This window comes from Rhizobium sp. WYCCWR10014, assembly GCF_001657485.1.
Lineage (GTDB): Bacteria > Pseudomonadota > Alphaproteobacteria > Rhizobiales > Rhizobiaceae > Rhizobium.
In genome coordinates this window covers 195665-219563 of sequence record NZ_LXFU01000048.1, presented here as the reverse complement: position 1 = coordinate 219563, position 23899 = coordinate 195665, and the positions used below count along the sequence as shown (strand labels likewise).

Here is a 23899-nt window from a genome sequence, read left to right as displayed (position 1 = left end):
ATGGCGCATAATCCTTTCCGAAAATCGATTCCGATTCTCGGGGTTATGCGCTAGCCTCAAATCTTCGTCATTCCGGCTTTGGCAGTTGGAATGAGGGCGCGCTTCACGTATTTGGGCGACATGCTGTTCTGGATTCTCGTTGCCGCTATGACGGCAGCCCTCGCCGTCATCCTGCTCTACCCCCTTCTGCGCGGAGCGAAGGCGGCGGATAATATCCGCGCGGGCGAGGCGGCGGTCTATCGCGACCAGTTGCGCGAACTCGACCGCGATCTTAATGGCGGGCTGATCACGCCGGAGGAGGCCGATTACGCCAGGGCGGAAATCGGCCGGCGGCTGATCGCCGTCTCTGCCGACGAGCCGGCTGAGACGCCGAAACCCGCACGGCATCACCGTTTCACCGAGGCCTTCGTCCTCCTGGTCCTGCCGGTTCTCGGGCTCTGTCTTTATTTGACGACGGGCAGGCCGGACCTGCCCTCGCAGCCGCTGGAAGCGCGGCTGGAAAATCCTGGCAATGACGTGGCGGTGCTGATCACCAAGGCGGAACGGCATCTGGCTCAGAAACCCGATGATGGCAAGGGCTGGGACGTGCTGGCGCCGATCTATTTCCGCACGATGCGTGTGAACGACGCGCAAGTGGCCTACCGCAATGCTATCCGGCTTCTCGGCCCGAGCCCGGTCCGGCTCGATGGCCTCGCCGAGACGCTGATGGCGGTCTCTGACGGCGTGGTGACCGAGGAGGCGCGACAAGTGCTGGAACAATCGCTGACGCTGGAGCCTGACAATCCGCGTGCCCGCTTCTACATCGCCCTCAGCATGGAGCAGGCGGGACGGCCCGATGAGGCGCGCCAGGCCTTTGAGGCGCTTGCAAAACAATCGCCTGATGATGCGCCCTGGCTGCCGCTGGTCAACCAGCATATCGCCACAAACGGCGGCGCGCCGGCAGGCGCCAATCCGGCGACCCCAGGCGGCGGTCCTGTTGCCCCGGGCAATCCCACGCAGCAAGATGTGGCGGCGGCCGAGAACATGAGCGCCGGCGACCGGCAGCAGATGATCCGCGGCATGGTGGAGAGCCTCGACGCCAAGCTCAGCGAGGATCCGAACAATTTCGAGGGATGGATGCGGCTCGTCCGCTCTTACGCCGTATTGAACGACAAGGATCGCGCCGCCGGCGCCCTGAAGCGCGGGCTTGCGGCCTTTCCGCCACCTGGCGAAGAGGGCAGGCAATTGCTGGCGCTTGCCAGAGAACTCGGCATAGCCACGGAGGGAGCGACGCAATGACGCGCAAGCAGAAGCGCCTGGCGGTGATTGCGGGCGGCATGGGCTTCATTCTCGTCGCCGTGCTGTTGGTGATGTTCGCCTTCAGCCAGTCTGTCGCCTATTTCTACATGCCGGCCGATCTCGCCAAGACGCCGGTGGCACCGGAAACCCGCATCCGGCTCGGCGGCCTGGTCGGCGAGGGCAGCGTCGTGCGCGGCACCGGCTCGACGGTGGAATTTGCCGTCACCGACGGCAGCACCAACGCCGTGAAGGTCAAATATACCGGCATCCTTCCCGATCTCTTCCGCGAGGGGCAGGGCGTCGTCACCGAAGGCATGTTTGTCGCTGGAACGAACGTCTTCGTCGCCGACACCGTGCTTGCCAAACATGACGAGACCTATATGCCAAAGGACGTGGCCGACCGGCTGAAATCCCAAGGGCTGTGGAAGGAAGGCCAAGGCCAGGAGAGCCAAGGCCGGGAAGCTCGGAAGCAGGAAGTGAAGGCGACGCCATGATCATCGAGATCGGCCATTACGCGCTGGTGCTGGCGCTGGCAACGGCGCTCATCCTCTCCATCGTACCGGTGATCGGAGCCCGTCGTCACGACCGGGCGATGATGGACGTGGCGACGATCGGCTCGCTGGCGATGTTTGCGCTCGTGGCCTTCTCCTTCGCCGTGCTGACCTATGCCCATGTCGTCTCGGATTTCTCGGTTGAGAACGTCTGGGAGAATTCGCATTCGCTGGTGCCGCTGCTCTATAAATATTCCGGTGTCTGGGGCAATCACGAGGGATCGATGCTGCTCTGGCTGTTGATCCTGACGCTGTTCAGCGCGCTGGTCGCCATCTTCGGCCGCAATCTGCCCGAGACGCTGAAGGCCAACGTATTGGCCGTGCAGGCCTGGATTTCGGTCGCCTTCACCCTGTTCATTCTGTTGACCTCCAATCCCTTCCTCCGTCTCGATCCGGCGCCGGCCGAGGGCCGCGATCTCAACCCGGTCCTTCAGGATGTCGGCCTGGCGATCCACCCGCCGCTGCTCTATCTCGGTTATGTCGGCTTCTCCGTCTGTTTCTCCTTTGCGGTTGCGGCCCTCCTCGAAGGACGCATCGACGCCGCCTGGGCACGCTGGGTGCGGCCCTGGACGCTTGCCGCCTGGACCTTTCTGACGCTTGGCATCGCCATGGGCTCCTACTGGGCCTATTACGAGCTCGGCTGGGGCGGCTGGTGGTTCTGGGACCCGGTGGAAAACGCCTCCTTCATGCCGTGGCTCGCCGGCACCGCACTGCTGCATTCGGCGCTTGTCATGGAAAAGCGCGAGGCGCTGAAGATCTGGACGGTGCTGCTCGCCATCCTTACTTTCTCCTTGTCGCTGATGGGCACCTTCCTTGTGCGCTCCGGCGTGCTGACCTCGGTGCACGCCTTTGCCAGCGATCCCTCCCGCGGCGTCTTCATTCTCTGCATCCTGCTGATCTTCATCGGCGGCGCGCTGTCGCTCTTTGCCTTCCGCGCGCCGAAGCTGTCGGCAGGCGGGCTGTTTGCGCCGATTTCGCGCGAGGGCGCGCTCGTCGTCAACAATCTGATCCTGACGGTCGCCTGTGGCACGGTGCTCACAGGCACGCTCTATCCGCTGCTGCTGGAAACGCTGACCGGCGACAAGATTTCCGTCGGAGCGCCCTTCTTCAACCTGACCTTCGGCCTGCTGATGGCGCCGCTGGTCGTCATCGTGCCCTTCGGGCCGATGCTTGCCTGGAAGCGCGGCGATCTGCTTGGCGCCCTGCAGCGGCTCTATGTCGTCGCAGGTCTGGCCTTCCTTGCCGCGGTGGCCTTCTTCTATATCGAACATGGCGGGCCGGTGCTTTCAGTGCTCGGCCTCGCTGCCGGGCTGTTCCTGGTTCTCGGTGCTGTCGCCGATCTCTGGTACCGCGCCGGCATCGGCAAGGTCGCGGGCAGCCTCGCCTGGCGCCGGCTGTCCGGCCTGCCGCGTTCGGCCTTCGGTACCGCACTTGCCCATGCCGGGCTCGGCGTCACCGTGCTCGGCATCGTCGCGGTGACGACGTTCGAGAGCGAGCATGTCATCGAGATGAAGCCGGGGCAGGTGACCGAGGCCGGCGGTTACAGCCTGCATTTCGACGGCATGCAGCCGGGGACCGGGCCGAACTATACCGAGGACCGCGGCCACTTCACCGTCCGGCGCGCCGGTCTCGCGGTTGCCGATACCTGGTCGGCCAAGCGCCTTTACACTGCCCGCCAGATGCCGACGACGGAGGCGGGCATCCTGACTTTCGGGCTCAGCCAGCTCTATGTCTCTTTGGGCGACGCCACCAAGGACGGCGGCATCGTGGTGCGCATCTGGTGGAAGCCGTTCATTCTCTGCATCTGGGGCGGAGCGGTGTTCATGGCCTTCGGCGGCCTCGTCTCGCTCAGCGACCGGCGCCTGCGTGTCGGCGCCCCGCGCCGCAAGGCGAAGCCGGCAGCTCCCGCAATGGAGCCGGCGGAATGATGCGGCGTCTGCTCCTGGCTGTCGTTTTGCTGCTGATGGCGGCCCCCGCCTTTGCCGTCAACCCGGACGAGGTGCTGGCCGATCCGGCGCTCGAGGCGCGGGCCCGCACCCTTTCGGCGGAACTGCGCTGCATGGTCTGCCAGAACCAGTCGATCGACGATTCCAACGCCGATCTCGCCAAGGACCTGCGGCTGCTGGTGCGCGAGCGCATCACCGATGGCGACAGCGACGAGGCGGTGCTGAACTATATCGTCTCGCGCTACGGCGAGTTCGTGCTCTTGAAGCCGCGTGTCAGCATGAAGACGGTGCTGCTCTGGGGCGCACCGGTACTACTGGTGCTCGCCGGCGGGCTGTCGCTGCTGGTCTTTGCGCGCAAGAGGGCGGGCAAGCCGACCGGCAGCAAGCTGACGGCAGACGAGCAGGCGCGGCTGAGCGAGCTTCTGAAAAAATAATCGAGCGGGCTGAGCCGGCAGACGGCATTTCTGACTGCCAGAGAAGCCAGCGGCGCGTTCTGCCGAAAGCAAACATTGCAAACATTACCAACTTTTCATTGGCCGGACAGTTCGCAGTAAGGTGCGGCGTCCTATATCTTTACTCATCGACTGATCCGGCATCGCCGGCTCTGAGAACTAAGAACAAGAGAAGGTGCTCCAATGCTCAAGAATTTCAACGGACGTCCGTCCCTCGCCACCGTGCTCAAGGCTTCTACCGTCGCCGGTATCGCAGCCGCTGTGCTCGCAACCGGCGTTCCGCTCGAAATCACCCGGTCTTATGCCGAAGCTGTCAAGGTTCAGGCGCCCGCCGTTCCGAGCTTCGCCAATGTCGTCGACGCCGTTTCACCGGCTGTCGTTTCCGTCCGGGTCGAAAATCGCGTCAATCCTGTCTCCGACAACAACAATGACGGCTTCTCCTTCGATTTCAACGGCCGCGGCTTCGACGACCTTCCCGACGATCATCCGCTGAAGAGGTTCTTCAAGCAGTTCGGCCAGGATCCGAATGATCAGCAGGGCCATTCCAGGCGCTTCGGCCAGAACGGACCGAATGGTGGCCCGAATGGTCCGGGCGGCAAGGGTCGCCTCCGCCCCGTCGCCCAGGGCTCCGGCTTCTTCATCTCCGAGGACGGCTATATCGTCACCAACAATCACGTCGTTTCCGATGGCCAGGCCTTCGTCGCGGTCATGAATGACGGCACCGAACTCGATGCCAAGCTGATCGGCAAGGATCCGCGCACCGACCTCGCCGTGCTGAAGGTCGACGGCAAGGGCAAGAAGTTCACCTACGTCAACTGGGCCGACGACAACAACGTCCGCGTCGGCGATTGGGTCGTTGCCGTCGGCAACCCCTTCGGCCTCGGCGGCACGGTCACGGCCGGCATTGTCTCGGCCCGCGGCCGCGATATCGGCTCCGGTCCTTATGACGATTACCTGCAGGTGGATGCCGCCGTGAACCGCGGCAACTCTGGCGGTCCGACCTTCAACCTCAGCGGCGAAGTCGTCGGCATCAACACCGCGATCTTCTCGCCATCGGGCGGCAGCGTCGGTATCGCCTTCGCCATTCCCGCCTCGACCGCCAAGGATGTCGTCGCCGATCTGATGAAGGACGGCCAGGTCTCGCGCGGCTGGCTGGGTGTCCAGATCCAGCCGGTGACCAAGGATATCGCCGAATCCATCGGTCTTTCCGAGCCGAGCGGCGCCCTTGTCGTCGCCCCGCAGGCCGGATCGCCGGGTGACAAGGCCGGCATGAAGGCCGGCGACGTCGTCACCGCGCTGAACGGTGAGACGATCAAGGATGCGCGTGATCTCAGCCGCCGCATCGGCGCGATGCAGCCGGGCAGCAAGGTCGAGCTTTCGGTCTGGCGCGCCGGCAAGGCCCAGCCTCTCACCGTCGAACTCGGCACGCTGCCGATCGACCAGAAGGATGCGTCCGCCGATGACAACAACCAGCCGCAGCAGCCTGAGGCACCGGCTTCCGAAAAGGCGCTTGCCGATCTCGGCCTGACGGTCGGCCCGTCTGACGACGGCAAGGGCCTGGCGATTACAGAGATCGATCCGAACTCCGACGCCGCCGACAAGGGCATCAAGGAAGGCGAGAAGATCACCTCGGTCAACAACCAGGAGGTCTCCAGCGCCGACGATATCGTCAAGGTGCTGAACCAGGCGAAGAAGGACGGGCGCACCCGCGCGCTCTTCCAGATCCAGTCCAATGAAGGAAGTCGCTTCGTGGCGCTTCCGATCAACGGCCAGGGCTGATCCTTGAGAAAACGAGAGCCGCGCGGACGAAATTCCGCGCGGCTCTATTCTTCTGACCTTTGAAGGATGATCGCCATGAGCGCCGCCCCGCAGGAAGATGCTTTGAGCCTTGCCGAAACGCAGCCGGCGGGTAATGTCGGCCGCATGAAGATTCTCATCATCGAAGATGATCTCGAAGCCGCGGTCTACCTCACGAAAGCCTTTCGCGAGGCGGGCATCGTCGCCGATCACGCCAGCGACGGCGAGAGCGGCCTGTTCATGGGGTCGGAAAATACCTACGACGTCATCGTCATCGACCGCATGCTGCCGCGCCGGGACGGGCTTTCCGTCATCAGCGAGTTGCGCCGCAAGGCGATCCACACGCCGGTCCTCATCCTCTCGGCGCTCGGCCAGGTCGATGACCGCGTGACCGGTCTTCGTGCCGGCGGCGACGACTACCTGCCGAAGCCCTATGCCTTCAGCGAGTTGCTGGCGCGCGTCGAGGTGCTCGGCCGCCGCAAAGGTACGCCGGATCAGGACGTCGTCTACCGCGTCGGCGATCTCGAACTCGATCGGCTCTCCCATGAGGTGCGCCGCGGCGGCAAGGAGATCCCGCTTCAGCCGCGCGAATTCCGCCTGCTGGAATATCTGATGAAGAATGCCGGCCAGGTGGTGACCCGCACCATGCTGCTCGAAAACGTCTGGGACTATCACTTCGACCCGCAGACCAACGTCATCGACGTCCATGTCTCGCGCTTGCGCTCGAAGATCGAGAAGGACTACAGCCAGCCGCTCCTGAAGACCATTCGCGGCGCGGGGTACATGATCAAGGATGAGGGATGAGCCGTTTCAAGGTTCTCTTCAAGTCCACCGCAGTCCGCCTTTCGGCACTCTACATCCTGCTTTTCGCCATCTGCGCCGCGACGCTCGTCTTCTATGTGACGGCGATGTCGGAGCGGCTGCTGACGGGCCAGATCCGCGACGCCGTCAGGCAGGAGGTGGAGCAGGTGCAACGCGCCTATGACACCGGCGGCATGAACCTTCTGCTGCGCACGATGGAGCGGCGTGCCCGCCAGCCGGGCGCCAATCTCTACATCATCGCCGGTCCTTCGGGCGATATTCTCGCCGGCAACGTCGCCTCGGTGCAGCCGGGTGTCTTCGAGGAGATCGGCTGGACCTCCGCGCCCTTCGGCTACCAGCGTTATACTGACGGCGGGGGTGTCGAGCGCCGCCACAAGGCAATCGCCAATATTTTCGTGCTCGACAATGGCCTCAGAATCCTGATCGGCCGCGACCTCGGCGACCCCGAGCGTTTCCGTCTGCTGGTGCGCCAGGCGCTGATGGTGGCCTTGGCGATCATGGGGCTTGGCGCCATCATCATCTGGTTCGGCATCGGCCGCAACGCGCTGAAACGCATCGACCGCATGTCGGATGCCAGCAAGAAGATCATGGCCGGCGACCTGTCGCAGCGCCTGCCGGTGGGCGGATCCGGCGATGAATTCGACCGCTTGTCGATGTCGTTGAATACAATGCTGGAGCGCATCGAGAAGCTGAACGAGGGCCTGCGGCAGGTCTCCGACAACATCGCCCACGATCTCAAGACGCCGTTGACGCGGTTGCGCAACAAGGCGGCCGATGCGCTCGATATCGCCGATGGCGAGACACGGCGCACCGCGCTCGAAGGCATCATTTCCGAATCCGACCAACTGATCCGCACCTTCAACGCGCTGTTGATGATCTCCCGCGTCGAGGCCGGATCGGTCGCCGCCGAGATGTCGCCGGTGGAGCTTTCGGCCATCGTCTCCGATAGCGCCGAGCTTTACGAACCGGCGGCGGAGGAGGCGGGGCTTGGCTTGAGCTCCAGCATCGAACCCGATGTCGAAGTGCAGGGCAATCGCGAGCTGATCGGCCAGGCGATCTTCAACCTGCTCGACAATGCCATCAAATATTCTTCCGATACGGAAGGGGCGGGCAAGGTAACGCTGAAGCTCGCCCGCCGCCCGGATGGCATCTGCCTTTCGGTTGCCGACCATGGGCCGGGCGTTCCGGCCGACAGGCGCGACGACGTGGTGAAGCGCTTCGTCCGCCTCGATGAAAGCCGGTCGAAGCCGGGAACGGGGCTCGGGCTTTCGCTGGTGGAAGCGGTGATGGAGCTGCACAATGGCCGGTTGGAGCTCTCCGATACCGATCCCGACAAGCCCGAACAGCGCGGATTGACCGTCAGCATGATCTTCCCGGCCAAGGCTGCCTGATTGCCGAGACCGATGATCGGCTGAATCGCGTATTGGCGGTTTTCCACCAAGACCCTAGTTTAATGCCGGTTGAAGGAGGCGTTCCCGCGATTCTGCGGAACCGTTTCCTTCGGTGCAGCAATTCAAAGTGTTACAGCGTCCTTTGCGGCTCTCGAAAAGACGCGCGGCGCTGTAAAGCAGGGAGAGCGCATGCTGACGAAATCGACGCATGGTCTGAAGGATGTCGCCGAAGGGCTGCTGCGTCCGCTGAACCAGACGGAGTTGAAGCTGGCGCTGGCCGACCTTCAGGAGGCCGGCAGACACGAGCCGTCGGTGGCTGCGATGCTGAAGACGGAAGGCCCGCTTCGCGATTTCATTGCGGCCGTGCTGACGCTGTCGCCCTATCTGCGCGAAATCGTCAATCTCGATCCCGCCATCCTCGCCGGCGCCATCACTGAACCGCTGGAGCCACAGATCGAGGCGTTGGTCGCCGAGGCGCGGGGCTGCTGGCGACGGGACGGTGAGGGGGCGGCGCCTGCGGAATCCGTGGTGATGAGCAGGTTGCGCATCATCAAGCGCAAGGTGGCCTTCCTCGTTGCACTCGCCGATCTCGCGCGCATCTTCGACGGGCGGGCGACGACCGCCTGGCTGAGCGAGCTTGCCGAAGCTTCGGTTGCCGCCGCGATCGACCATCTGCTGCTTTCGGCGCATGAGGGTGGAAAGCTCAGGCTGCGGGATCTGGCTGCACCGAGCGACGGCTCCGGGCTGATCGTCCTCGGCATGGGCAAACTCGGCGCATCGGAACTCAACTATTCCTCCGATATCGACCTCGTCGTCGTCTTCGACGAACACGCCGGCATCGTGCCTGACCCCGATGACGCGATCGAGGTCTTCCCGAGAATGATGCGACGGCTGGTGCGCATCCTGCAGGAGCGGACAGCAGACGGCTACGTCTTCCGTACCGATCTCAGACTGCGCCCCGATCCCGGCTCGACACCGCTGGCGATCCCGGTCGATGCGGCGATGATCTATTACGAGGGCAGGGGCCAGAACTGGGAGCGGGCGGCCTTCATCAAGGCGCGCGCCGTTGCCGGCGACTTGACCGCGGGCGGCGAGTTCCTGCGCGGGCTCGCCCCTTTCGTCTTCCGCAAATATCTCGATTACGCGGCGATTGCCGATATCCATTCGATCAAGCGGCAGATCCATGCGCATAAGGGCCACGGCGCCATTGCGGTCAAGGGTCATAACGTCAAGCTCGGCCGCGGCGGCATTCGCGAGATCGAATTCTTCGTCCAGACGCAGCAACTGATCGCCGGCGGTCGCATGCCGGCATTGCGCGGTCGTGCGACGGAGGAGACGCTCGGTGAACTCACCAAGGCGAAATGGATCGACGCGGAGACCCGCGACGAACTGACCGAGGCCTACTGGTTCCTGCGCGATGTCGAGCATCGCATCCAGATGGTGCGCGACGAGCAGACCCACCTGCTACCGGAGACCGATGCCGACTTGAAGCGCATCGCCTTCATGATGGGCTTTTCCGACACGCCGAGCTTCTCCGAACGGCTGGTCGGCGTGCTGAAGACGGTCGAGCGGCGTTATGCCCACCTCTTCGAGCAGGAGAGCAAGCTCTCGACCGACACCGGCAACCTCGTCTTCACCGGCCAGGGCGACGATCCGGATACGCTGGAGACGCTGAAGAAGCTCGGCTTCACCAGACCGTCCGACATTTCCCGCATCATCCGCACCTGGCACTACGGCCGCTACCGGGCGACGCAATCGGTCGAGGCGCGCGAAAGGCTGACGGAACTGGCGCCACAGCTCCTGCAGGTCTTCGGCGAAAGCAAGCGCGCCGACGAGGCGCTGCTGCGTTTCGACAGCTTCATCTCCGGCCTTCCCTCCGGCATCCAGCTGTTCTCGCTGCTCGGCAGCAACCCGGCGCTGCTGTCGCTGATCGTCAACATCATGTCCTCGGCACCCCGGCTTGCCGAGGTGATCGCCGCCAAGCCGCATGTCTTCGACGGCATGCTCGATCCCGGCCTGATGGCCGAGCTGCCGACGCGTGATTATCTCGGCGAACGGCTGAAGGGCTCGCTTGCCCAGGCCCGCCACTATGAAGAGGTGCTCGACCGGCTGCGCATCTTTGCCGCCGAGCAGCGCTTCCTGATCGGCATCCGCCTGCTCACCGGTGCGATCAACGGCGTGATGGCCGCACGCGCCTTCACCCATCTCGCCGACCTCGTCATTGCGGCAGCACTTGATGCCGTGGTGAGCGAGATGCGGGCAGCACACGGCGATTATCCCGGCGGGCGCATCGCGGTCGCCGGCATGGGCAAGCTCGGCAGTTTCGAGCTGACGGCCGGTTCCGACATCGATCTGATCCTGCTCTATGATTATGACGACACGGCCGCCGAATCCGACGGGCCGAAGCCGCTCGACGCGACCCGTTACTTCACCCGCATCACCCAGAGGCTGATGGCCGCCTTGTCGGCGCCGACCGCCGAAGGCGTGCTTTATGAGGTCGACATGCGGCTGCGCCCATCCGGCAACAAAGGGCCGGTCGCCACCCGCATCAATGCCTTCGGCAAGTACCAGCGCGAAGAGGCATGGACCTGGGAACATATGGCGCTCAGCCGTGCCCGGCTGATCTGCGGCAATGAGAGCCTGATCGCCGAGGCGGAACGTATCGTCCGCGAGGTGTTGTCGGCCGATCGCGATATTGCCAAGGTGGCGCATGATGTCGCCGAGATGCGCGAACTGATCGACAAGGAAAAGCCGCCCTCCGGCCCGTGGGACCTGAAGCTCATTCCCGGCGGCGTCATCGATCTCGAATTCATCGCCCAGTATCTCGCGCTGATCGCACCGACCCGGGGCGTCGGCATTGCCGTCAATGGGGTGAGCACCGGCGAGGCCTTGAAACTGCTTGGCGACCGGCTGATGGCGACGTCCGATCTCGATATATGTCTCGAGGCCTTCGCGCTTTATACCGGCCTTTCGCAACTGATCCGCCTCTCCATCGACGGCCTGTTTGATCCGAAAGAAGCGCCGGCCGGTCTTATCGAACTCGTCTGCCGCGCCGGCGATTGCCCTGACATCAAGACGCTGGAAGCGGAGGTGAAGCGGCTGTCGAAAGCGGTTCGGAAAACATTCCTGAATGTCGTGAAAGCCTGATCTCACACCAGATGGAACGACCGTGGGGATTATCTCGAGCATGGCCTGTCGGATTCTCGTTTAGCCAGTCGTCTTCAGGACAAAGCTATGGAGAACACCAATGACGATTACCATTACCGCCTTTGAACGGTCGCCCGATCGCGGCAGGGGTCTGGCACGTGACATGCGCGTTCGCTGGGCGCTCGAAGAAGTGGGCCAGCCTTACGACGTTCGTCTTGTTTCGTTCAAGACGATGAGAGAACCCGCGCATCTGGCACTGCAGCCTTTTGGGCAGATCCCGACATATGAAGACGGCGATCTCGCTTTATTCGAGTCCGGCGCCATCGTCTTCCATATCGGCGAGCGCCATGCGGGCCTGCTGCCGGACGATGCGAATGCCCGGGCGCGCGCGATCGCATGGATGTTTGCCGCGCTCAACACCGTGGAACCGCCGATCTTCGACCGCGCTCTCGTCATGATCCTCGAGCGCGACAAGCCTTGGTACGACCAGCGCCTTTCTGCCCTCGAAGACAGCATCCGGAAACGGCTGATCGACCTCTCCCGTCGTCTTGGCGATGCCGACTGGCTCGATGGTGCGTTCAGCGCCGGTGACCTGCTGATGGTGTCGGTGCTGCTCAGGTTGAAGGGATCTGCTATACTGGAGGAATATCCGAACCTCTCCGCCTATGTCGCCCGCGGCGAAGCGCGGCCGGCATACAAGCGTGCTTTCGCCGCTCAGCTGACGGTTTTCACCGCCGCATCGGCCGGCTGAAAAAGGCGGGCTCTGACCTTAACTTAAATATCGTCGGGAATCCGCAGCGAGATCACGGTGCCGACCGCTTCGCGTGAGCGGATCTTCATGCGGCCGCCATGCAGCGAGGTCAGCGAGCGGGAGATGGCGAGGCCGAGGCCGGAGCCGCCCTTGCTCTTGGCATACTGGCTCTGCACCTGCTCGAAGGGCTGGCCGATCTTCGACAGCGCCGAGCGTGGAATGCCGATGCCGGTGTCGGCGATGGTGACGACGACGGCGCCATCGACGCGGCGGGTGCGCACCGCGATGCGGCCGCCATTGTCGGTGAACTTCACCGCATTGGAGAGCAGGTTGAGCAGCACCTGTTTCATCGCCCGGCGGTCGGCCATCAGCGTCAGGCCGGAGCAGATGCGCTGTTCGATGACGATGTTCTTTTCCGCCGCGGGCATGGCGGTGAAGCGCAGGCTTTCCTCGATCAGCGGCACAAGATCGATGCGCTCGCAATGCAGCCTGACATGGCCCGCTTCGATCTTCGACATATCGAGAATGTCGTTGATGACGTTGAGCAGATGTTTGCCGCTGTCATGGATATCGCGGGCATATTCGTCGTATTTCAGCGAGCCGAGCGGCCCGAACATCTGGTTCTGCAGGATTTCCGAAAAGCCGAGGATGGCGTTGAGCGGCGTGCGCAGCTCATGCGACATGTTGGCGAGGAATTCCGATTTCGCCTTGTTGGCGGCCTCGGCGCGTTCCTTCTCCGCCTGGTAGTTGGAGTTGGCCGTCGAAAGCTCAGATTTCTGGATCTCCAGCGTCTGGCGCGAGGCGGACAGATCGCCGATCGTCGCCATCAGCCGGCGCTCGGATTCGCGCAGCCGCTCTTGATGGCGTTTCATCAGCGTGATGTCGGTTCCGACCGAAACCCTGCCGCCGTCCCGGGTGCGCCGCTCGTTGATCTGCAGCCAGCGCTCGTCGGCAAGCTGCACCTCCGTCGTACGCGAATAGCCGGAGCCGTCGGCATCGGAAATCCGCCGTTCGATGACAGGACGGGCGGCGGCGGCATTGACGGTTGAGCGCTCGGTGCCGGGTACGAGCACGCTGTCCGGCAAGCCATAGGCCTGCTGGAAATGCGTGTTGCACATGACGAGCCGATCGTTCTTATCCCAGAGCACGAAGGCTTCCGAGGTGCATTCGATGGCGTCGGCCAGCCGCTGGTCTGCTTCTGCGTAGCGCTGGGCGAGCCGATGCTGTTCGGTCACGTCCATGGCGATGCCGATCAGGTGCATACGGCCGGAATTGCTGCGGATCACCTGGGCACGCGCCCGCATCCAGACATAGTGGCCGCCGGCATGGCGCATGCGGAAGATCTGATCGACCTGGCCGGAAGCGCCCTTGCCGATGGCGCGCGCGATCTCGTAGAGCCCGCCGTCATCGGGATGCATCAGTCGGGCGGCTTCGCCGAAACCCATCGTCTTGTCGGAGCCCGGCAGACCGAGCATGTCGTACATCGAGCGCGACCAGAAGAATTCGCGGTTCTCGAAATCGAAATCCCAGAGGCCGCAGCGGCCGCGCGACAGCGCCGTCTCGACGCGCAGGTTCGATTCCAGGAAGATGTCGTCAGCGTCGCGGGCGCGCTTTACCTGCGTGTAATAGGCATAGAGGATGACCAGCAGGATGGAGGAGATGCCGGCAAACAGCGTGACATTAAGCGCCAGTTCCTCGCGCCAGAGCCGGCCGATCTCGTCGAGCGACGTGGCGGCGACGATATAACCGCCGGCATTGCCCATCAGCGTGATCTCGGCATAGTGCGGCACGCCGCCGATCGTCGTTTCGATGACGCCGGCGCGATCACCGAAGCGCCGGATCGCCGAGACCTCGGGGAAGAAATCACCGACATTGCTGCCAACATGCGAAAGCCCGGCGGTGGTGGCGGCAAAAACCTTGCCGCTTGCCTGCACGAGCAGCACGAAAGCGCCGCTGTCCAGCCGGTCCTGCGGCAGGTATTTGGCCAGGCGGGCCTGCGCCCCGGTGATGTCGCCGCTGTCGAAGATGTCGGCCGCATCGGCAAACACCGCAGAGGCGGTCGCCGCCGAAAGTGCGGTGGCATGGCGCGCCGAGGCCTCCAGACGCCCATATTCGCTCATCATGCCGAAGAAATGCGAGGCGGCGACGACGGAGAGGAAGGCGACGATCAGCGCCGGGATGGCTCGCTTCAAGACCAGCTCGGCCTTCGGCAGATAACGGAGAAGTGGTTCCGATGTCGCATGGCCGGAAAGGCTGTCGCGCCAGGCATTCAGCCCGTCAAAATCGACACGCAGCCGTCCTCCGGCCACGGTTGCCCGCCGCACGTCCATCATCTCTTCGCCTTGTCCCTCGTGTGATTCGCGCGCCGCTCGCTCGAACCTGACCTAGAGAATCATGGGTGATTCGCCTTGTCCAGAGGCAAAGGTAAAAATCCGTTAACTATTTATAATTTGGTGTTTTTCAGCCGATTCGAATCACGGCTGCAAACGACCGTCGCGCTTTTCGCGACGGCCGAATGAAGCAAATCACCCCTTGAGCGTACGCTCGACGATATCGCGCACGTCGGTCGAAAGATCGGCGGCCCGCTCGATCTCGATCAGCGCCGAGCGGGCGTGATCGGCACGCACGGATTCGAGCGAACGCCAGGAGCGCATCGAGGTGAGGATGCGGGCGGCAAGCTGCGGGTTGCGCGCGTCGATATCGAGAATCTGATCCGCGAGGAAGCGATAGCCTTCGCCGTCGGCACGGCCGAATCCGGTCGGGTTAGCAAAGGCGAAGGTGCCGACCAGCGACCGCATCCGGTTCGGATTGGTGCGCTTGAAGAGCGGATCGTCCATCAGGGCGCGGACCCGTCCCAGGGCTTCGGCGCCCGGAATGCCGGCCTGGATCGCGAACCATTTGTCGATGACGAGTGCATTTTCCGCGAAGCGGTCACGGAAGGTGGCGAGCGCTCCGCTCGTCTCCGCGCTGTCGGGAAATCGATGGGCGAGGATCGTCAGCGCATGGCTGAGATCGGTCATATTGTTGGCCGCATCGAAGGCGGCCTTGGCGCGCGCCGGCGTCTGTTCGGCATGCGAGAGGTAGGTGAGGGCGGTATTGCGCAGCGCCCGCAAGCCGGCGCTTTTCGCATCCGGGCTGAAATCGCCTGATGTCGTCATCGCGGCGTAGAGGCCGGCAAAGACATCCTTTCCGGCATCGGCGATCTGTTTCAGGACCGCCTGCCGGCCGGCATGGATCGCATCGGGATCGTTGTTGCCGCCGAGTTCCCGGGCGATATCGGATTCGCTCGGCAGAGCCAGCGCCTGGGCGCGGAAGGCGGGCTCGAGGCTCTCGTCGGCGGCGGCGGCAATCAGTGTCTCGACGAAGGTCGCCTCGCAGAGCACAGGCTTGCCCTCGCGGGCGTCGCGTGCCGCTTTCAGCAGGTTCGGCAGCGCCAGATCGGTCAATGCCTGCCAGCGGGCGAAATGATCGGTCTCATGGCGGGCGAGACGGGCAAGATCGGCCGGGCTCTGATCGAAATGCAGGTTGATCGGCGCCGAGAAGCTGCGGTTGATCGAAACGACCGGCCGCGAGCCAACGCCATGGAACACGGCCGTCTGCGTGCGGCCTGTGAGATGCAGCACCTCGCCGGCATATTCCGCGCCGTCGACCGAGGTCGGCTCGATCTTACCGCCGTTTTCGCCAAACAGCGCGAGGCTGAGCGGAATATGCATCGGCTCCTTGCTCGGCTGGCCGGGCGTTGCCGGGATCATCTGTTCGAGCGACAGGGTGAAGCTGCCGGCCGCCGCATCATAGCTGCCCGATGCGGTGACGAGCGGCGTGCCGGCCTGATGGTACCAGAGTGAAAATTGCGTGAGGTCGCGCCCGCTTGCATCCTCGAAGCATTTGACGAAATCCTCGATCGTCACGGCCTCACCGTCATGGCGGTCGAAATAGAGGTCCATGCCTTTCTTGAAGCCGTCCTTGCCGAGCAGCGTCGCGATCATGCGCGTGACTTCGCTGCCCTTTTCGTAGACGGTCGTCGTGTAGAAATTATTGATCTCACGATATGTCGTCGGCCGCACCGGATGGGCGAGCGGGCCGCCGTCCTCCGGGAACTGCTCCGATTTCAGGTGGCGCACTTCGGCGATGCGCTTGACGGCGCGCGAGCGCTGGTCGGAAGAGAATTCGTGGTCGCGATAGACCGTCAGGCCTTCCTTGAGGCACAGCTGGAACCAGTCGCGGCAGGTGATGCGGTTGCCGGTCCAGTTGTGGAAATATTCATGCGCGATGATCGTCTCGATATTGGCATAGTCGGCATCGGTGGCGATCTCTGGATCCGCAAGGACGTATTTGTCGTTGAAGACGTTGAGGCCCTTGTTCTCCATCGCGCCCATGTTGAAGTCGGAGACGGCGACGATCATGAAGATATCGAGATCGTATTCGCGGCCGAACCTCTCTTCGTCCCACTTCATCGAGCGTTTCAGCGCGTCCATGGCATAGGCCGCGCGCGGCTCCTTGCCGTGCTCGACATAGATCTTCAGCACCACCTCACGGCCGGACATGGTCGTAAACGTGTCTTCGACGACGCCGAGATCGCCGGCGACGAGCGCGAAGAGATAGCTCGGCTTCGGATGCGGATCGAACCAGGCGGCGAAATGCTTACCGGGGCCGTAGCCGGCGCCGCCGAGGAAGTTGCCATTCGACAAAAGCAGCGGGTTGGCGTCCTTGTCGGCGATGATGTTGACCGTGAACGGCGCAAGCACGTCGGGCCGGTCGGGGAAATAGGTGATGCGGCGGAAACCCTCCGCCTCGCACTGCGTGCAGTAGATGCCGCCGGTCCGATAAAGGCCCATCAGCTTGGTGTTGGCCTCAGGATTGATGACGGTGGTGATCGTCAGTTCGAAGGGCGCGCTCTCCGGCAGGTCGCGCACCGTCAGGCTTTCCGGTGTTGCGTCGTAACGCGAAGGGTCCAGTTCCACTTGGTCGAACAGCAGCCCCGACAGCGTCAGTTCGTCGCCGTCGAGAACGATCGGCGTTGTCGGATCGGCGCCCGGGCGACGATGAAAGATCAGACGCGCCTCGACCTTTGTCTCCGTCGGGTCGAGTTCGAAGGTCAGGTCCACACGTTCCAGCACGAAGTCGGTGGGACGGTAATCTGCCAGATGAATGACCTGGCCGGTATCTGTTCGCATGGTGTTTCCTGAAGACCGTTATTTGATAACCGCGGAATACAGAGGCGGGCGCACTCTGCCATAAATTTTGCCGGGGATGATTACATTAAAGTCTGAACTAAACTTAAAGCAAATTGCCCGCGAACGCCAAGTTCACGGGCAAAATATCTTATCGGCAACGGATGACCACGGCCGCGAGGAGGAGGGCGCTACTTCAGATTGAGCGCGGCCTTGATCGTCGCGTCGTTTTCCGTCTGCTGCACGACGACGCCGTACCAGCCGAGCCCGTCGTAATCCTCGTAGCCGAGAGTGCGCGCGAAGGCGACGATCGAGCCGTTATTGTCGTAGTAGCTGCCTTTCGCCTGGCCGGACGGGTTGGCGAGCGCGAAATGCGAAAAGAGCAAGGCGGGATTGGTGGTGGCGATGACCCGGCTCTTGCCGTCGAGCAGCATGACCGTCGTTTTTTCCGCCAGCTGTGGCGGCAGGTTGGCCTCCTTCTCGACGATCGCCTGGCCCTGGTTCTGCCAGTCGAAATAGACGCCGAGCGTGCCGATCAGCCGTCCGTCGAGCTTGCCCTCTTCGCGGATGCCTGTGGCGTAGACGAGCGCATGCCTGGCGTCGTGCAGCGGGCTCGCTTTGACATCGTCGACGATATACGCGTCGCCGGAGGAGCAGGCCGATGCAGCCCGGAACCACGGATCGCCGGCAAGGCTCGTGCCGACGATCTTGCGCTGGAACTTGGGATTGGCGGATGCGATCACCTTGCCCGAGAGATCGGTCATGACGAGATCGAGATAGACGGTGTAGAAGCGGTTGATGGCGCCGAGACGCTCCGCCGCAAAGGCGACGGTTTCCCGGCTCGGGTTCTGCAGCGCCTGCCAAAGCGCCGGGTCCGTAGCCCACCAGCGCACATCGGCCGTGCGTTCGAAAAGGTTGCGGACGATGAGCTGCACCAGTGTCTGCGCCAGATCGGTGAGGCGAACGCCCTCCATCTCCTCGACCAGCGAATCCGCCATGGCGCGGCTGAGGCCGATCCGGCCAAGCACGTTGCTCTCGAACCTGCCGGTAATGTCGGTCGCGATCTGCGCCAGCCGCTGCACCTCGTTGGCAACAACGGCGAAGCCCTTTCCGGTCTCGCCGGCTCTGGCTGCCTCGATCAGCGCATTGATCGCCAGCAGCTTGATCTGCTTGACGATATGGGTGTTGTCGGCGCTGAAGCGCTCTAGGTCGGTGCTGATGCCGTCGGTGACGACGCGCATGGACCGCGGTGTCGCATTCTGCGACTGGGCAATGGTTTCGGCGCTAAGCGGCTTCATCAAATGGATCCTGGAAGGAGCGGGCAATTGTTTGTGTGGTGAAGAAAATTTCGAGATCAGCGATAAAAAACGATGCTTGCCTATGGTTTTCAATTGGTTAACGGCTAGCACCGCGAAATGAACATTTTCGGGGTGAATGGCTCAAAACGCGAAATTTCAGAGCGGTGGCGCATAAGCAGCACGGTTGGGCCTGCCGCTGGCGGCGTTTTTGTGATTCTCTCGTGTCGCTTGCGGTTTTTTCGCCAATCGGTTTTTTCTTTCGCTACGATGCAAGACGTCACTCGCTGCGTTCCCGAGTCGAACGCGTTCCCCCATTTCGCTTGAGCAGTATTAAGAGCCAGGATCATGCACTCGGTTCTCAGAAACCCGATGAGAGGCATTGCGCTGAAAGTCTCGTCGGTCGTGGTCTTCCTGGCCATGCAGACCTTCATCAAGCTGGCCGGCTCAGACATCCCGCCGGGTCAGGTCACCTTCTGCAGGTCGTTCTTCGCGCTTTTCCCGATCATGGCCTATCTGGCCTATAACAGGCAGTTGCGCGCCGCCTTCTACACCGCCAATCCAATCGGTCACCTGAAACGCGGCACGATCGGCATCTTGTCGATGGCTTTCGGTTTCTACGGCCTGCTGCATCTGCCGCTGCCGGAGGCGATCGCGCTCGGCTACGCGTTGCCGCTCGTCGCCGTCGTCTTCGCTGCCGTTTTTCTCGGCGAGACCGTGCGCATCTATCGCTGGAGCGCCGTCCTGGTCGGCATCGTCGGCGTCGCCATCGTTTCCTGGCCGAAACTCACGCTGTTTCGCGACGGCGGCATGGAAGCAGAACAGGCCGTCGGCGCGCTCTGCGTGCTGCTCTCGGCCGTTCTCGGCGGCGTGGCGATGATCCAGGTGCGCCGCCTCGTCGAGGAAGAGAAGACGGCAACGATCGTGCTCTATTTCTCGATCACCGCCTCGGTCTTCTCGCTGGCTTCACTTCCCTTCGGCTGGCTCATCCTGGCATGGCCGACGGCGCTCTATCTGATCGCCGCCGGTTTTTGCGGCGGCGTCGCGCAGATCCTGCTGACGGAAAGTTACCGCTATGCCGACGTCTCCACCATCGCGCCGTTCGAATATACCTCGATCCTGCTCGGCGGCATTGTCGCCTATTTCGTCTTCGGCGACGTGCCGAGCGTGACCATGCTGATCGGCACCGTCATCGTCGTCGCCGCCGGCATCTTCATCATCTATCGCGAGCATCAGCTGGGCATCGAGCAGAGAGAGGCGCGCAAGGCCACGACGCCGCAAGCCTGACGCCTGCAAGCGCATGTTTATCAAGGTTTTAACGCAGTGATTGCGGCGACTTGAAACTTGCGCTCAAAGAGTGAAAAGAATGGTGAATTCTTGGGATACCGCCAGCCGGTGGAATATGATTGTTGAACATGAGAGAGTATCATTTATTCCAAGCTGTGCATGTCTGAATGGCCGTTGATGCCGGAGGAGCTCTCGGTGTCGTTGCTCCGAACGCTGGCCGGCGAGCGGGGGTGGAGAAAAGCATAATGGCATTCACAGCGGAGCAATTGGTGGGGAACTCTTCCTTTCTGATGAGCATTCGCTTTTTGGCTGGGCAGATGCGCGGCATGTTCGATGCCGGTCCGCGGCTGGCGCGACTGCTCGCCTCGCATCAACGCTGGCTTCTGACCCAGACTGCCTATGCCCTCCATCTGGAATATGATCCGCGCGACCCGACGTCGGGTTTCACCGCCGTTCGGCTGACCGGGCGCATCACCGCGCACAAGGTGGCGAGCCGCAACACCGTGCTCGCCTTCATCGAAGAACTTTATACCTACCGCTTCATTTCCCACACGCCCGGCGACGAGCGGCGGCGGCCACGTCATTTCGAACCGGCCGACGTCAGCCATCAGGGAATGTTTGCCTGGCTTTTCTCCAATCTCGGCGCGCTCGACCTGCTCGACGGCGGTCAAAGGGCAGCCTTTTTCCAGGCAAATCCATCACTGATGCGGCTCATTCAGCCGCGCATTGCCCGCCATTGCCTCGAAGATGCCGCCTGGCGCGAGCCGCCGGAGCAGGTGGCGCTGTTCCTCTGGACGGAAGCCGGCGGCCTCGTCGTCGACAACTTCATCGCCCGGATGGATATTGCCCGGATGGATATGGAAAGCAGCGAGCCGGGGAGGCTGTCCGTCGGCCGTGTCGAAACCCGCGCGCTCGCTGCCGATTTCATGATGTCGCGCACGCATCTGCAGCGGCTGCTGGCAAAAGCGGCGCAACGCGGCTGCGTCGGCTGGCAGGACGAGCCGCGCAAGACGCACCTTTGGATATCGCGGGATTTCGTCGAGGAATATTGCGCCTGGCAGGCGGTCAAGTTCGCCTATGTCGACGAAGCCTTCGAATGGGCGAAAGCCCAGATGGAGGAAATGGTCGTTTGATCAGAGAACGATCGCCGCTGTACCTGCGCCATTGCACGTGGCGACATCCGCTGGCTTGACCGAGAGCTCGCGCTCATATTCCCGCGCGGCGCAGACCGCGACGCGGATGTGCTCGAAGGTTTCGATGTTGCGCAGAAGCGATATCAGGATCGTCGACATGTTGGTACTCTTGACACGAAAGGGCAGGCGCAAGGCCTGCCGCTCAATATTGCTGGAAGTCCGAAAAAATGGCGTTCGGGCGCGCCGTACGGCTGTTGATGCCGGTGCCGCGGGCAATCATCTGTTCGTTCGTGGCAAAGCCGAAACGGCTGTAGCCTTGAGTGGAACGAACCTGGTCGCCGGCGAGGCGAAGGGTTTCAAACCCGCTATGGATAGGACGAAAACGCTTGTTCATGGCCTTGGTTCCTGTGATTCCTCCCAAGACACAGCTGATATTGCGATGCAGCATAGATTCCGCAATGCATCACGGCGGGATGCAGCCATGCGAAAAACGCATAGATTGATTCACAAATTATTCAACTTTGGCTAATTTCTAAGCAAAGAGAGGGACTTAAGCTTCGCCTGAAAAGCCAGTAGGTCATTCCAGGCCAGCCGCTTGTTTACAGGCGCGGTTAACAGATCCTGCGGATGCAGGCTGGCTATGGCAGGAATGACACAGTCCGCAGCGGCAATCTCCTTCCAACGGCCGCGCAACCCGTGAATCGTATCGTTTTCGCCGAAGAAGAAGCGCGCCGAAAAATTGCCGAGCAACAGGATCGCCTTCGGTTCGGCAAGCGCGATCTGCCGCTCGATGAAGGGGCGGCAGATGTCCATTTCCGCCGCCGACGGCGCACGATTGCCAGGTGGCCGCCAGGGGATGACCTGCGTCAGCAGAATGGCTGAACGCGTCAGCCCGATCGCCGCCAGCATCTTGTCGAACAGCTGGCCGGATTTTCCGGAAAAAGGCCTGCCCTCACGATCGTCTTCGGCACTCGGCGCCGAGCCGATCACCATGATCCCGCTTTCGGCATCGCCACTGGCAAAGATGGTCGAACGGGCACTGTGCTTGAGGTTGCAGCCGTTGAAGGATTCGATGGCGGTCTTGAGCTCACTGAGCGATCGCGCGGTTTCGGCGACGAAGCGCGCCTGCTGCACCGCCTCGCCATCCGGGATTGCCGGTTGCGGGCCGGACGCTGCGCGTTCGGCAGGCGCTGGGCGTGATGCTGCATTCGGGCGCACCTGTGCCTGACCTGGGGCAGGGCGCTCCCCAGCGGCGGGACGTTGCTGCTGCGCCTGTGCCGCCGCCGGGCGGCGGGCGGCCTTCATCGCTTCGAACTCGGCGAAGCGGTCGATCGCCTCTTCCTCCAGCAGCCATTCCACGCCGGCATCGGCATGGAAATGCAGAAGCGCCGCAAGCTCGGCTGGGGAGAGGTCGTTGGCGGAGATCATGCGGCAAGCTTAGCGGAGTGACAGGGGCATTGAAAGGGCGGGCGGCCGATTGCCCACCCTTGCCGGCTCTATTGCACAGTCCATTGCGCGATGTCGTCGCGTTCGCCGATCAGCGCCAGGCCATGGGCGATCGACAACAGCTCGCCGCCGCTTTCGATCCGGTCGCGCTCGAAGCGCTCTGTAAAGATGCGGCGCACCGCCGGCACGAAGGAGGTGCCGCCGGTCAAGAACACCTTGTCGATCTCCGACGGTTTCGTCTCGGTCTTGTCGAGCACGTCGTCGAGCGCGCCTTCGATGCGGGCGAGATCATCGGCGATCCAGCCTTCGAAGTCGCTTCGCTTGATGCTGCGATGTCCGCTGCGGCCAAGCGGCGCGAAATCGAAAGGCGCTTCCTCCGAGGCCGAGAGCGCCATCTTCGTCGCCGACACCGCCTGATAGAGCGGGTAGCCCTCGTCATGATCGATCAGGTCAATGAAGATTTCGAGCTTTTCCGGTTCCAGGCTGGTGCGCACTAGCTTCTTCAGATCCTCGAATTCGCGCGTCGTCTTGAAGATCGACAGCTGGTTCCAGCGGCCGAAGCTGGAATAGTAGTTGGACGGCACTTCGAGGATCTTGTCGAAGCTTTTGAAATGGCTGCCCTTGCCGATCAGCGGCGCGACGATGTTGTCGATCATCCTGTAGTCGAAATGGTCGCCGGCGACGCCGACGCCGGAATGGCCGATCGGCGTCGCGGTCAGCTTGCCGGCGACGGTCTCGAAGCGGATCAGTGAATAGTCGGTGGTACCGCCGCCGAAATCGGCGACCAGCACGGTTGCATCCTGCTTCAGGTTCTGCGCGAAGTAGAAGGCGGCAGCGACCGGTTCGTAGACATAGTGGATCTCGGGAAAGCCGAAGCGCGACAGCGCCTCATTGTAGCGTTCGGTCGCCAGCGCCGGATCGGGGCTGGCGCCGGCGAAATGCACCGGCCGGCCGGTGACGATGCGGCTGACATCCGAAGGCCAGTGGTCGCCGGCATAGTTGCGCAGGCGCCGCACGAAGATCTCCATCAGATCCTCGAAATTATGCCGCTTGGCGAAGATCAGCGTGCCCTGGAACAGCGCGCTCGCCGCAAACGTCTTGATCGACTGCAGAAAGCGACATTCGCCGGGATTGTCGATGAACTGGCGGATCGCCGCATGGCCGGCTTCGACCTTCAGCGCCGAAGCGCCGAGCTGCGCATCCTTCATGAAGGAAAGCGCCGTGCGCATGCTGTCTGTCGTACCCTCCGTGCTCGTGAACGCCATCGAGCGCGTCGCCCCGCCATCCGCCATGGCGAGAACCGTATTCGTCGTGCCGAAGTCGAAACCCAGCGCCTGAGCCATGCCCGCACCTCTTGATGCCGATTGTTATTGGAGACGGAGCATCGCTCCGCGAAAGGGCGTAAGGACGCCCCGGATTCAGGAGGGCGGGT

18 protein-coding genes are annotated in these 23899 nt (G+C 62.8%); 11 read left to right on the top strand and 7 right to left on the bottom strand.

The genetic code is table 11. The annotated features are described in order from the left end of the window. The first annotated feature begins 90 nt into the window (after window positions 1-90). The 9 genes from ccmI to A6U98_RS27005 all read left to right on the top strand — a co-directional run bounded on the left by ccmI (window position 91) and on the right by A6U98_RS27005 (window position 12135). Window positions 91-1278, top strand: a complete 1188-nt coding sequence (ccmI, locus tag A6U98_RS27045; RefSeq protein ID WP_064654045.1) for a c-type cytochrome biogenesis protein CcmI — start codon at window positions 91-93, stop codon at window positions 1276-1278. Then, entirely contained in the window at window positions 1275-1772 is a 498-nt protein-coding gene (ccmE, locus tag A6U98_RS27040; protein WP_064654044.1) for a cytochrome c maturation protein CcmE, read from the top strand. Before ccmI ends, ccmE begins: the two co-directional genes overlap by 4 nt. Then, complete coding sequence (locus tag A6U98_RS27035) at window positions 1769-3757, top strand: heme lyase CcmF/NrfE family subunit (protein ID WP_064654043.1); 1989 nt, start codon at window positions 1769-1771, stop codon at window positions 3755-3757. Before ccmE ends, A6U98_RS27035 begins: the two co-directional genes overlap by 4 nt. Then, a complete protein-coding gene (locus A6U98_RS27030) occupies window positions 3754-4209 on the top strand; it encodes a cytochrome c-type biogenesis protein (RefSeq protein ID WP_064654042.1) in 456 nt (151 codons plus the stop codon). The genes A6U98_RS27035 and A6U98_RS27030 overlap by 4 nt, the downstream gene beginning before the upstream one ends. A gap of 201 nt (window positions 4210-4410) precedes the next feature. Beyond that, window positions 4411-6006 carry a Do family serine endopeptidase gene (locus A6U98_RS27025; protein WP_064654041.1) on the top strand — a complete coding sequence of 532 codons (1596 nt, stop codon included), beginning with the start codon at window positions 4411-4413 and terminating at the stop codon, window positions 6004-6006. A gap of 75 nt (window positions 6007-6081) precedes the next feature. Further along, window positions 6082-6828, top strand: a complete 747-nt coding sequence (locus A6U98_RS27020; protein WP_003546781.1) for a response regulator transcription factor — start codon at window positions 6082-6084, stop codon at window positions 6826-6828. After that, the gene (locus tag A6U98_RS27015) at window positions 6825-8237 is read left to right on the top strand and encodes a HAMP domain-containing sensor histidine kinase (RefSeq protein ID WP_064654040.1); all 1413 of its coding nucleotides are present in this window, start codon (window positions 6825-6827) and stop codon (window positions 8235-8237) included. Before A6U98_RS27020 ends, A6U98_RS27015 begins: the two co-directional genes overlap by 4 nt. A 189-nt stretch (window positions 8238-8426) precedes the next feature. Then, window positions 8427-11384, top strand: coding sequence for a bifunctional [glutamine synthetase] adenylyltransferase/[glutamine synthetase]-adenylyl-L-tyrosine phosphorylase (locus tag A6U98_RS27010; protein ID WP_064654039.1), 2958 nt, complete (start codon window positions 8427-8429; stop codon window positions 11382-11384). Between the two features lie 100 nt (window positions 11385-11484). Continuing rightward, on the top strand, window positions 11485-12135 hold the full coding sequence (locus tag A6U98_RS27005; RefSeq protein ID WP_064654038.1) for a glutathione S-transferase family protein: 651 nt from the start codon (window positions 11485-11487) through the stop codon (window positions 12133-12135). 23 nt (window positions 12136-12158) lie between these two features. On the opposite strand, the gene A6U98_RS27000 is transcribed toward A6U98_RS27005, so the two are convergent. The 3 genes from A6U98_RS27000 to A6U98_RS38065 form a co-directional block, all read right to left on the bottom strand. Next, window positions 12159-14468 carry an ATP-binding protein gene (locus A6U98_RS27000; RefSeq protein WP_064654037.1) on the bottom strand — a complete coding sequence of 770 codons (2310 nt, stop codon included), beginning with the start codon at window positions 14466-14468 and terminating at the stop codon, window positions 12159-12161. Window positions 14469-14660: 192 nt separating this feature from the next. Further along, window positions 14661-17309 carry an aminopeptidase N gene (gene pepN, locus A6U98_RS26995; RefSeq protein ID WP_064654036.1) on the bottom strand — a complete coding sequence of 883 codons (2649 nt, stop codon included), beginning with the start codon at window positions 17307-17309 and terminating at the stop codon, window positions 14661-14663. A 188-nt stretch (window positions 17310-17497) separates the two neighbouring features. Next, window positions 17498-18604 (bottom strand): methyl-accepting chemotaxis protein, encoded by a 1107-nt coding sequence (locus tag A6U98_RS38065; RefSeq protein ID WP_064654035.1) that lies wholly within the window; start codon window positions 18602-18604, stop codon window positions 17498-17500. 345 nt (window positions 18605-18949) lie between these two features. Here A6U98_RS38065 and A6U98_RS26985 point away from each other — a divergent pair, with 345 nt between their 5' ends. Together A6U98_RS26985 and A6U98_RS26980 are read left to right on the top strand one after the other, a co-directional pair. Next, complete coding sequence (locus A6U98_RS26985) at window positions 18950-19888, top strand: DMT family transporter (RefSeq protein ID WP_064654034.1); 939 nt, start codon at window positions 18950-18952, stop codon at window positions 19886-19888. Window positions 19889-20133: 245 nt separating this feature from the next. Continuing rightward, window positions 20134-21021 (top strand): hypothetical protein, encoded by an 888-nt coding sequence (locus tag A6U98_RS26980; RefSeq protein WP_064654033.1) that lies wholly within the window; start codon window positions 20134-20136, stop codon window positions 21019-21021. Here the strand turns inward: A6U98_RS26980 and A6U98_RS37320 are convergent, their stop codons facing one another. The 4 genes from A6U98_RS37320 to A6U98_RS26965 form a co-directional block, all read right to left on the bottom strand. Continuing rightward, window positions 21022-21180, bottom strand: a complete 159-nt coding sequence (locus tag A6U98_RS37320; protein WP_184501200.1) for a hypothetical protein — start codon at window positions 21178-21180, stop codon at window positions 21022-21024. It lies immediately after the preceding gene. A 43-nt stretch (window positions 21181-21223) separates the two neighbouring features. Beyond that, window positions 21224-21415: a hypothetical protein gene (locus A6U98_RS26975; protein ID WP_003546802.1), complete on the bottom strand. Its 192-nt coding sequence runs from the start codon at window positions 21413-21415 to the stop codon at window positions 21224-21226. A gap of 131 nt (window positions 21416-21546) precedes the next feature. Next, the gene (locus A6U98_RS26970) at window positions 21547-22449 is read right to left on the bottom strand and encodes a uracil-DNA glycosylase (RefSeq protein WP_064654032.1); all 903 of its coding nucleotides are present in this window, start codon (window positions 22447-22449) and stop codon (window positions 21547-21549) included. A gap of 68 nt (window positions 22450-22517) precedes the next feature. Then, window positions 22518-23810: an Hsp70 family protein gene (locus A6U98_RS26965; protein ID WP_064654031.1), complete on the bottom strand. Its 1293-nt coding sequence runs from the start codon at window positions 23808-23810 to the stop codon at window positions 22518-22520. Window positions 23811-23899 lie beyond the last annotated feature (89 nt).